Below are 8,815 nucleotides of genomic sequence, written 5' to 3'. Positions count from 1 at the left end.
TTGGGTGACCCCGTCTACGACGTACCGGTGAAGTACGGCGAGAACGGCCACGTGGACAGCAGCCGTTTGGCGTACGCCGGGCTGAACGTGGTGCCGCCCTGGCCCTGGTCGGGCAGCCACGGCCGGCTGACCCACAGGTAGGCGTCGACGTACCGCGCGGCGGTCGCGGCGAGGTCGGGGCTCAGCCCCCACGCCGGGTTGTCGACGTCGGTGGTCGGCGGCACGCCCAGAGCGGTGCAGGGTGTCGTCTGGTTCCGCGTCGTGCACGGTGGGACCTCGCCGGGCTGGATGTAGGGGGAGGCGCCCGGTGGATTGATCTCGCTGCCGTGGAACGGGTGGCCGTTGTCGGAGGTCTCCAGCACCGCGTGCTTGCCCTCGATGCCCATCGACGCGAGCGTGTCGGAGACCTTCGCCGCGAACGCGATCTCGCGCTCGAGGTAGTTCTTGTGCGAGACGTTGAGCGAGAACCCGCGCGCCGCGGCGACACCGCTCAGCTTCAGGTACTTCGCCACGGACCGGTAGTCGCCGCGGGCCCAGTCCTCCGAGCCCATGTCGAGGTAGACGGTCGTGCGGGGCTGCGCGGCGAGCGTCCTGACCGTCCAGGCGAGCATCCGCGCCGGCGTCAGCGCCTTCGTGCGGCCGACCTTGTCCACCCACGCCTCGAACGCCTTCCGCACGAAGTAGCCGTCGGGCTGGACGACGATCGCGACGCGGTTGGCTCCGATGGCGCCGGCGAGGTTGGTGACGAAGCGGCGATACGACGCCTGCTCGGCCGCCGTCGGCAGCCGCTGGTCGATGCGCGCCTCGCCCTCCCACGGGAACATCCGGAACAGCGTCATCAGCACCAGCTTGTCGGGGTCGCCGGCCTGCGCCCCGGCGATGTAGGCCTGCGCCTTGCCCGCCACCTCGTCGTCGGACATCCAGCGGCCGAAGTACAAGGCCTTCTCGATCGTCGCGAACAGGGCGAGCTGGTCCTTCTTGGCGGCGCCCAGCTTGCTCCAGCCGTTGTAGGCCTGGTCGAGCCGGCCGGTGTAGACCCCCCACTCCCGCCCCGCCAGCGGGTTGTCGGGGTTGGCCCGCTGGACGGTCGTCACGGGGGCGACGTAGAGGGTCTGCCGGGTGTGGGCCTCCGCGCCGGTCGTGAGGAGGAGCGTGCCGCGCACCGCGATGTCGTAGGTGCGGCCGAGCTGCAGGGCCCCGGCGTCCGCGGTGATCGTGTACGACGTCGTCACCAGCGGCACCGTCGCGACGACCTGTCCGTCGAGGAGGACCTGGTAGCCGAGGACCAGCGGCAGCCCGGTGATCGGCGGGTCCCAGGACACGGCGATGGCGGGCGCGCCGGGTGTCACGGTCGTGTGCAGGTCGGTCGGTGCGCCGACGAGGGCCCGCGCGGCGGGTGCCTGGTCGGACCAGCGCGTGGTGCCGGCGTCGCCGGCGTACGACGCGAGCGGCGCCGTCGCCAGGAGCCCGGCGAGGACTCCGGCCGTCAGGCCGCGGCCGAGACGGGCGTGCATGGCACGACCGTAGGACCCTCGCCGAGGGCGCGCCATCGCTTCGACGAGCCCGGGGGCCATGGTCCCGGCGCACCGTCAGAACATCTAGACCACCATCCGTTCGGGCCATCGACCCCTGTTCGCGGTCGTCAGTACGGTGCGTCGACCAGCCGACCCCCGCCATGGCAGGAGGCCACCGTGGTCGATGTCCGGACCGTGCGCCCGATCGCGGCCGCCCTGGTCGCGGGCTGCCTGCTCCTCGCGGCGTGCAGTGGGAGCGGCGGGGGCAGCGGGGGAGAGACCGAGCCGTCGGCGGCGGCGAGCGCCCTGCCGCTGGAGGGCTCGGCCGACCCTGCGGTGCTCGAGGCGCTGAGCGACTCGTTCGCGGACCTCGACGAGGACGCCCGGCACCAGCGCGCCGCCGAGCTCTCCGGTGCTGTCGAGCGCGAGCTCTATGAGGTCTCGGGGCTGGCGGCCGCCCTCGGCGGCGACGGGGCCGTGGAGACCTCGATCACCGAGACCGCGGCGTGGCTGGCCGGGATCGCCGACCGTGCAGGGGCCGGCGTACGGCACCCGGCGCGGCCGGCCGTCGGGGCCGGCGTACGGTCCGCCGGGCTGCCGGAGTCGACGACCTTCGGAGAAGGGCTCTTCGGCGGCCTGCTGATCTCGATGTTCGCCGCCGACGCCGCCACCGCCCGGAGCGGAGACGTGGGCGAGGACTCCCGGAACGGGATCACGGTCAAGGCCACCAAGGAGGGGGCCGAGCTGTCTGCCGACCTTTCCCACACCGACAGCACCGGCGTGCGGACGGACATCGCGGTGCGGGTCGCGATGGCTCCGTGCCCGTTGCCGGACGGTAGCTTCACAGCCCAGGCCCAGGTGACCATCACCAACACGTCGGCGGACGGGAGCGCCGGCAAGAGCGGGTCGTTCGAGGTGGCCGTCGCCGGATACGTGGGCGACCAGGCCGAGCTGCTCGGCTACGACACCGAGTACAGCGGGAAGATGGCCGACGTCAAGGACGGTGGCAGCTATGTCACGGTGTCGGGGGCCTGGCCGCGCGAGGGCGCGGCGAAGTACGAGGTGAAGGACACCGGCGGTGGGGCGACCGACGCGCTCGTGAGTGACACCAACGTGCTGTCGGTGATGGTCAGCCGGATGGTCGCCGCCAAGCTCGTCGAGGCTGCGAAGAAGGGCTGGGAGTCGGGGAAGTGCGTCGAGCTGAAGCCGACGGTCTCCGCCGGCCCCAGCGGCCTGCGGCCCTCCCAGCAGGTGCAGATCACCGCGGCCCCGCGCAGCAAGGTCGACGGTGGCAAGGTGGGCGGCACGGTCACCGCGGTCCTGACCGGCGAGGCCTCGATCGCTCCGGACTCCGCCCCGGCCGACGCGACGTTCACCTACGTCGCGGCCTCGAAGCGCGAGAAGCGCGCGAGCGTCGTCCTCGAGGCGCGCTCGCGGCGAGGCGTGGCCAAGGCGACCGTCGAGCTGGACACCTGGCCCACGGCGTACGTCGTGAGCGGCCAGGACGAGGTCACCTTCAGCGGCACGATCTACACGATCACCGGTCCGTTCCTCGTCGACGGGACCTTCCTCGGTGGTGAGGCGACGTTCGCCTTCGACGGCGCCCGCGAGGACGGCGGCGCGGTGGAGGTCTACGGCGGGGGCAGTGGTGCGAGCCTCAGCGGCGGCGGCACCTACCGGCTCACCGAGCATGAGGACGGCGTGGTGGTCCTCGACGTCCGCGTGCGCACCTGCGTCGACGTCTCCAAGATCTGCCGGACCACCTCCCACCAGATCACCCTCACCCCGCAGCGCTGACCCGCGGCCGCCCCCTGCTGTGGCCTGGGGACGGAACCCTCCCGGCTCCGGCTCGTTGTCCACAGGTGCCGGCTCGGGCGGGTTTGACCGGGCGCTCGGGCTGGAAGGATGAGGCGCAAGGAACCATCTCGGGGGACTCGATGTCACTCACGCAACCCGCGCGGCGTACGGCGAACGCGCACGAGGAGCTGGTCGAGCAGCTCGACCAGCACGTGCGCGAGGTCGTGCGCCGCGAGGCGGTCGACCCGCAGCGCGAGGCGGACCTGGTGCGCCGCATCGCCGAGGGCGTCGTCCGCGACCACGACGACCGCAGCCTCACCGGCGTGGTCGCGCCGGTCCCCGACGTCGACTCGATGGTCGGCGAGCTGGTCGCCCGGGTCTCGGGCTTCGGCCCGCTGCAGCCCTTCCTCGACGACCCCACGGTCGAGGAGATCTGGATCAACGACCCGAGCCGGGTCTTCGTCGCCCGCCACGGCCGCCACGAGCTGACGACGCTCGTGCTGACGTCGGCCCAGGTGCAGGAGCTCGTCGAGCGGATGCTCAAGAGCAGCGGGCGGCGCATCGACATCAGCCAGCCCTTCGTCGATGCGATGCTCCCCGAGGGCCACCGCCTGCACGTCGTCCTCGAGGGCATCAGCCGTGGCTTCTCGGCCGTCAACATCCGCAAGTTCGTGCTGCGCGCGGCGCGCCTGCCCGACCTGGTCGAGCTCGGCAGCCTGACTCCCGGTGCCGCGGGCTTCCTCGAGGCGTCGGTGCGCGCGGGCCTCAACGTGCTGGTCGCCGGCGGCACCCAGGCGGGCAAGACGACGATGCTCAACTGCCTCGCCGCCGCGATCCCCGGTGGCGACCGGGTGGTGTCGGCCGAGGAGGTCTTCGAGCTGCGCTTCCCCCACCCCGACTGGGTGCCCCTGCAGACCCGTCAGTCCGGCCTCGAGGGCACCGGCGAGATCCGGCTGCGCGACCTGGTCAAGGAGAGCCTGCGTATGCGGCCCAGCCGCATCATCGTCGGCGAGGTCCGCGCCGAGGAGTGCCTCGACCTCCTGCTCGCCCTCAACGCCGGACTTCCCGGCATGTGCACCATCCACGCCAACAGCGCGCGTGAGGCCCTGGTCAAGATGTGCACGCTCCCGCTGCTGGCGGGCGAGAACATCTCGGCCCGCTTCGTGGTGCCGACGGTCGCCTCGAGCGTGGACCTCGTCGTCCACCTCGGCATCGACGCGCACGGCACCCGCCGGGTCAACGAGATCGTCGGCGTCCCGGGCCGGGTCGAGAACGACATCATCGAGACCGAGCCGCTCTTCGAGCGGCGCGGCGGGGACCTGCGCCGCTCCGGCGGGATGCCGCCGCACGTCGAGCGCTACGAGCGGATCGGGATCGACGTCCATCGTCTGCTGGCCGAGGAGCGCTGATGGGCGCGCTGGTCGGACTGGGCGTCGGGATCGGTCTGATGCTGGTCTGGAGCGCGTTCGCGCTGCCCCGCGCTCCGCGGACCGAGCCCACGAGCCGCGGTCGGACCCGCGAGCTGCTCGCCCGCGCCGGGCTCGGCCAGGTCTCCGTGCGCGGGTTCGTGGTGCTCTGCGCAGTGTGCGGTGTGGTGACCACCGTCGTCATCCAGGCGGTCTCGGGCACGCCTCCGGTGGCCCTGGCGTTCGGGCTCATGGGGGCCTGGATGCCGGTGGCGGTCGTGTCCGGACGTGCCCGGCGGCGCCAGCGCGAGCTCGCCGAGGTCTGGCCCGAGGCCGTCGACAACCTCACCTCCGCGGTGCGCGCGGGCATGTCGTTGCCCGACGCGCTCGCCGCCCTCGGCACCCGCGGACCCGAACCGTTGCGTGACGCCTTCGACCAGTTCGCACTGGACTACCAGGTGACCGGGCGGTTCGGTGAGTCGCTCGACCGCCTCAAGGACCGGCTCGCCGACCCGGTGGGCGACCGCGTCGTCGAGGGGCTCCGCGTCGCTCGCGAGGTCGGCGGGGGTGAGCTCGGTCGCCTGCTGCGCAACCTGTCGTCGTACCTCCGCGACGACGCGCGCACCCGCTCCGAGCTCGAGGCGCGACAGGCGTGGACCGTGAACGGCGCCCGCCTCGCTGTCGCCTCCCCGTGGCTGGTGCTGCTGTTCATGTCCTTCCAGTCCGAGGTCATCCACCGCTACGCCTCGCCCGGTGGCGTCGTCGTGCTCGGCGTCGGTGCCGGTGCCTGCCTGGTCGCCTACCGGCTGATGATGCGGATCGGCCGGCTCCCCACCGAGCGGCGGATCCTGTCGTGACACCCGCCGTCTGGGGTGGCCTGCTCGGTGCCGCGACCGGCGGCGGCGTGCTGCTCGTGGCCGCCCGCGCCCGCGCGGTGCGGCGCCCGCAGCTCGCCCTGCGGGTGCTGCCCTACGTGCGCGACCTGCCCCAGGTGGGGCGGACCCCCGAGCTGCGGGTGGCCTCGTCGTCGCCGACGTCGGCGGCCGCGGGCGTGTTCGGGCCGATGCTCCGTTCGGCGGCCGATGCCGTCGAACGGGTCCTGGGCGGGGCGACGTCGGTGCGCCGACGGCTGCAGCGCGCCGGCATCGACAAGTCCGTCCACGAGTTCCGCATCGAGCAGGTGCTGTGGGGCGTCGTCGCCTTCGCCCTCGCTGCCGCCTGGGGCGTGCTCCGGATGCTGATCGCGCCGGGCTCGGCCCTGACCTCGTTGCTGCTCTGCGCGATCGCCTTCGTCGCCGGCGTGGTCGCCCGTGACACCCATCTGACCAGCCAGGTGCGCAGCCGCGAGCGGCGCATCCTCGCGGAGTTCCCCACGGTGGCCGAGCTGCTGGCGCTCGCGGTGGCCGCGGGGGAGGGCCCGGTCGCGGCCCTCGACCGCGTCGTACGCCGCAGCGGCGGCGACCTGTCCGCCGACCTCGCCCGGGTGCTGGCCGAGATCCGCACCGGCGAGCCGGTGGCCATGGCGTTCGACCGGATGGCGTCGGCCACCGGCCTGCCGCTCGTCGCCCGATTCGCGCAGGGCGTCGCCATCGCAGTCGAGCGCGGGACGCCGCTGGCCGACGTGCTGCACGCGCAGGCAGCTGACGTCCGCGAGGCGGGTCGCCGCGAGCTGATCGAGACCGCCGCCCGCAAGGAGGTCTTCATGATGGTGCCGGTCGTGTTCCTCGTCCTGCCCATCACCGTGCTCTTCGCCTTCTGGCCCGGCGTCGTCGGGCTGCACCTGACCACCCGCTGACCCCTACGAGGACCCTTCGGAGAAACGGAACGACCATGGAACAGATCTCGCTGGCGATCACGCGGCTCTACCTCGCGCTCACCGCGCGCCGCGTCCGCGACGAACGAGGCGACGTGCCGGGCTGGGTGATGATCACCGTGATGACCGCCGGGCTGGTGGTGGTCATCGGTGGGGTGGCGCGCGGCCAGCTCAGCCAGATGCTGACCTCGGCGCTCAACCAGGTGAAGTAGGGCCGGTGGCTCCGCGGCGGCGGGGCCAGCGCGGGTCCGCCGTCGTGGACTTCGTGCTGGTGCTGATCGTGCTGGTGCCGATCTTCCTCGGCATCCTCCAGGTGGCGCTCGTGCTCCTGGTGCGCAACACGCTTGCCTCGGCGGCCTCCGAGGGAGCGCGGTACGCCGCCACGCTCGACCGGGACCCGGCCGACGGCGTGGCGCGCACCCGCAGCCAGATCGACGGCGCGATCTCGGGTCGGTTCGCGCAGGACATCGAGGCCCACCCGGCGACGGTCGCCGGGGCGCCCGGCGTCGAGGTGGTTGTCCACGCCACCGTGCCGGCGCTCGGCATCGGCGGGCCGGGCATCTCCCTGACCGTGACCGGCCACGCCGTCGAGGAGCAGCGGCCATGAGCCGGTGGCGCGATCGTCGTCGCGGCGAGGACGGGAGCGCCCTCGTCGAGCTGGTCTGGCTCGGGATCCTGCTGCTGGTACCGCTGCTGTGGATCGTGATGTCGGTCTTCGAGGTGCAGCGCGGCGCCTTCGGTGTCAGTGGCGCCGCCCGGGCCGCCGCCCGCGCCTACGCGCTCGCGCCCACCGACGCCGCGGGCACGCAGCGCGCCGAGGCCGCCGCCCTGCAGGCCCTGGACGACCAGGGCGTGCACGGCGTACCCGTCCACGTGCGCGTCAGCTGTACGCCGTACCCGCACGACTGCCACGCCGGCACCTCGGTGATCACCGTCGTGGTCTCCTCGGGGGTCGAGCTCCCGCTGCTCCCGACGTTCCTGGGCGGCGGTGCGCCCTCCTTCGCGCTCGACGCGAGCCACACCGTCCCGATCGGGCAGTTCCAGGAGGTGGACCGTGCCGCGCCGTGACGAGGTGGGCCAGATGACGCTGATGATCGTCGGCTTCGCGTTCGTGCTGGCGATGGCGGTCGCGATGGTCGTGGACGCGTCGGCGGCCTACCTGCAGCGCCAGGGGCTCGACACCGTGGCCGACGGCGCCGCACTGCGCGGCGCCGACCTCGGCGCCACCGGACGCGAGGTCTACACCGGCGGCGTCCCCGAGGACCGCCTCGAGCTGACCACGGCGGCGGTCCGGGCCTCCGTGCACGACTACCTCGTCCGCTCGGGTGCCTACGCGCGCTATCCCGGGCTGAGCTTCGGCGTCGACCTCGACCCGGCCGACTCCAGCGTCACCATCCACGTGGAGGCGCCGCTCGACCTGCCGCTCACCGTGCCCGGGTCACCCGAGCTCGCCACGGTCGGTGCCACCGGATCTGCTGTCGTGGCGGTCGAGCGGTGATCATCGCACCGGTCAGCATTGCCTGGCTCGGCGATGTGAGCAGCTGGGCCCGCTCCACCATCGTGCGGGTGTGGGACCGCTTGGAGAACACGCCTGAGTGGCAGGAGTGGCGACGTGACCACTGGCGTGTCCCCGAGCGCTACTTCGTCATGGTCAGCTTCGAGGATCGCGCCCGCCAGCGGAGCCTGGTCAAGCAGAAGAGCCTGACCTACTACGTGCCGACGACCGACGTGCGCGCGGCCGAGCAGATGCACACGCTGGTGAGCTTCGCCCAGGAGATCTACCGCGCGCTCCACGGCGCCTGGGCGGTCAAGCGTGGCGCTGCCCAGCCGCCGCACATCGAGGAGGACCGGCTCGCCGACCTCGCCCGGCGACTGCCCTGAGCGTGACGCGACGGACCAGGAGGAGCGGGGCTGCGGGCCGGGGCCGGCATCATCCGGCGGGTGCGACGAAGCCCAGCCGGTAGGGGTCGCGGCCGCCGAGGTTGGGCTCGATCCAGGACGTGAACGCCAGGCCCCCGGGCGCGTCCGACCCGGTGATCGACCACAGGCGGCCACCCCAGCCGTCGGTCGGGTCGGGGACCTCCGCGCCGGTCCGCGCATCGAGGAAGCGGCGCGAGGCGCCGTCGACCCACAGCAGGTCGCCGAGCGGGGTGACCCGCACCAGCACCCGGTTGCCGGTGAACGCCTCCGGGAGGAACGCAGAGGACCGGCGCGAGCGGCCGTTCACCATGGTCAGCCCCGGGCTGGTGAAGTCCGACCCCTGGTAGACGCGGGAGAACAGGCCC

The 8,815-nt window shown here is 73.0% G+C and carries 11 protein-coding genes; 9 read left to right on the top strand and 2 right to left on the bottom strand.

The window, feature by feature from the left end; genetic code table 11:
* Nucleotides 1–14: 14 nt before the first annotated feature.
* The gene (locus Q0L15_RS07315) at nucleotides 15–1,514 is read right to left on the bottom strand and encodes a glycoside hydrolase family 6 protein (protein ID WP_296603295.1); all 1,500 of its coding nucleotides are present in this window, start codon (nucleotides 1,512–1,514) and stop codon (nucleotides 15–17) included.
* A 177-nt stretch (nucleotides 1,515–1,691) separates the two neighbouring features.
* On the opposite strand from Q0L15_RS07315, the gene Q0L15_RS07310 reads away from it, so the two are divergent.
* The 9 genes from Q0L15_RS07310 (at nucleotide 1,692) to Q0L15_RS07270 (ending at nucleotide 8,411) form a co-directional block, all read left to right on the top strand.
* A complete protein-coding gene (locus Q0L15_RS07310) occupies nucleotides 1,692–3,311 on the top strand; it encodes a hypothetical protein (RefSeq protein WP_296603294.1) in 1,620 nt (539 codons plus the stop codon).
* 140 nt (nucleotides 3,312–3,451) lie between these two features.
* On the top strand, nucleotides 3,452–4,720 hold the full coding sequence (locus Q0L15_RS07305; protein WP_296603293.1) for an ATPase, T2SS/T4P/T4SS family: 1,269 nt from the start codon (nucleotides 3,452–3,454) through the stop codon (nucleotides 4,718–4,720).
* On the top strand, nucleotides 4,720–5,574 hold the full coding sequence (locus tag Q0L15_RS07300) for a type II secretion system F family protein (RefSeq protein ID WP_296603292.1): 855 nt from the start codon (nucleotides 4,720–4,722) through the stop codon (nucleotides 5,572–5,574). Before Q0L15_RS07305 ends, Q0L15_RS07300 begins: the two co-directional genes overlap by 1 nt.
* Nucleotides 5,571–6,512 (top strand): type II secretion system F family protein, encoded by a 942-nt coding sequence (locus Q0L15_RS07295; protein WP_296603291.1) that lies wholly within the window; start codon nucleotides 5,571–5,573, stop codon nucleotides 6,510–6,512. The genes Q0L15_RS07300 and Q0L15_RS07295 overlap by 4 nt, the downstream gene beginning before the upstream one ends.
* Nucleotides 6,513–6,547: 35 nt before the next feature.
* Nucleotides 6,548–6,742, top strand: a complete 195-nt coding sequence (locus Q0L15_RS07290) for a hypothetical protein (RefSeq protein WP_296603290.1) — start codon at nucleotides 6,548–6,550, stop codon at nucleotides 6,740–6,742.
* Between the two features lie 44 nt (nucleotides 6,743–6,786).
* A complete protein-coding gene (locus Q0L15_RS07285) occupies nucleotides 6,787–7,137 on the top strand; it encodes a TadE family protein (RefSeq protein WP_296603289.1) in 351 nt (116 codons plus the stop codon).
* Nucleotides 7,134–7,598 carry a hypothetical protein gene (locus Q0L15_RS07280; protein WP_296603288.1) on the top strand — a complete coding sequence of 155 codons (465 nt, stop codon included), beginning with the start codon at nucleotides 7,134–7,136 and terminating at the stop codon, nucleotides 7,596–7,598. The genes Q0L15_RS07285 and Q0L15_RS07280 overlap by 4 nt, the downstream gene beginning before the upstream one ends.
* Nucleotides 7,585–8,028 (top strand): Tad domain-containing protein, encoded by a 444-nt coding sequence (locus Q0L15_RS07275; RefSeq protein WP_296603286.1) that lies wholly within the window; start codon nucleotides 7,585–7,587, stop codon nucleotides 8,026–8,028. Before Q0L15_RS07280 ends, Q0L15_RS07275 begins: the two co-directional genes overlap by 14 nt.
* Entirely contained in the window at nucleotides 8,025–8,411 is a 387-nt protein-coding gene (locus Q0L15_RS07270) for a hypothetical protein (protein ID WP_296603285.1), read from the top strand. The genes Q0L15_RS07275 and Q0L15_RS07270 overlap by 4 nt, the downstream gene beginning before the upstream one ends.
* Before the next feature lie 49 nt (nucleotides 8,412–8,460).
* On the opposite strand, the gene Q0L15_RS07265 is transcribed toward Q0L15_RS07270, so the two are convergent.
* On the bottom strand, nucleotides 8,461–8,815 hold a 355-nt coding region (locus Q0L15_RS07265), incomplete at its 5' end, for a hypothetical protein (protein WP_296603284.1).

Source organism: Nocardioides sp. (assembly GCF_024509035.1).
GTDB lineage: Bacteria > Actinomycetota > Actinomycetes > Propionibacteriales > Nocardioidaceae > Nocardioides.
Note: the sequence above shows the minus strand (reverse complement) of the source record. Positions and strands in the feature narration are given on the sequence as shown.

Bases quoted from the DNA above. Each gene is read 5' to 3' on its own strand.
- Q0L15_RS07315 (WP_296603295.1), bottom strand. From the start codon at position 1,514: ATGCACGCCCGTCTCGGCCGCGGCCTGACGGCCGGAGTCCTCGCCGGG.
- Q0L15_RS07305 (WP_296603293.1), top strand. From the start codon at position 3,452: ATGTCACTCACGCAACCCGCGCGGCGTACGGCGAACGCGCACGAGGAG.
- Q0L15_RS07300 (WP_296603292.1), top strand. From the start codon at position 4,720: ATGGGCGCGCTGGTCGGACTGGGCGTCGGGATCGGTCTGATGCTGGTC.
- Q0L15_RS07290 (WP_296603290.1), top strand. From the start codon at position 6,548: ATGGAACAGATCTCGCTGGCGATCACGCGGCTCTACCTCGCGCTCACC.
- Q0L15_RS07280 (WP_296603288.1), top strand. From the start codon at position 7,134: ATGAGCCGGTGGCGCGATCGTCGTCGCGGCGAGGACGGGAGCGCCCTC.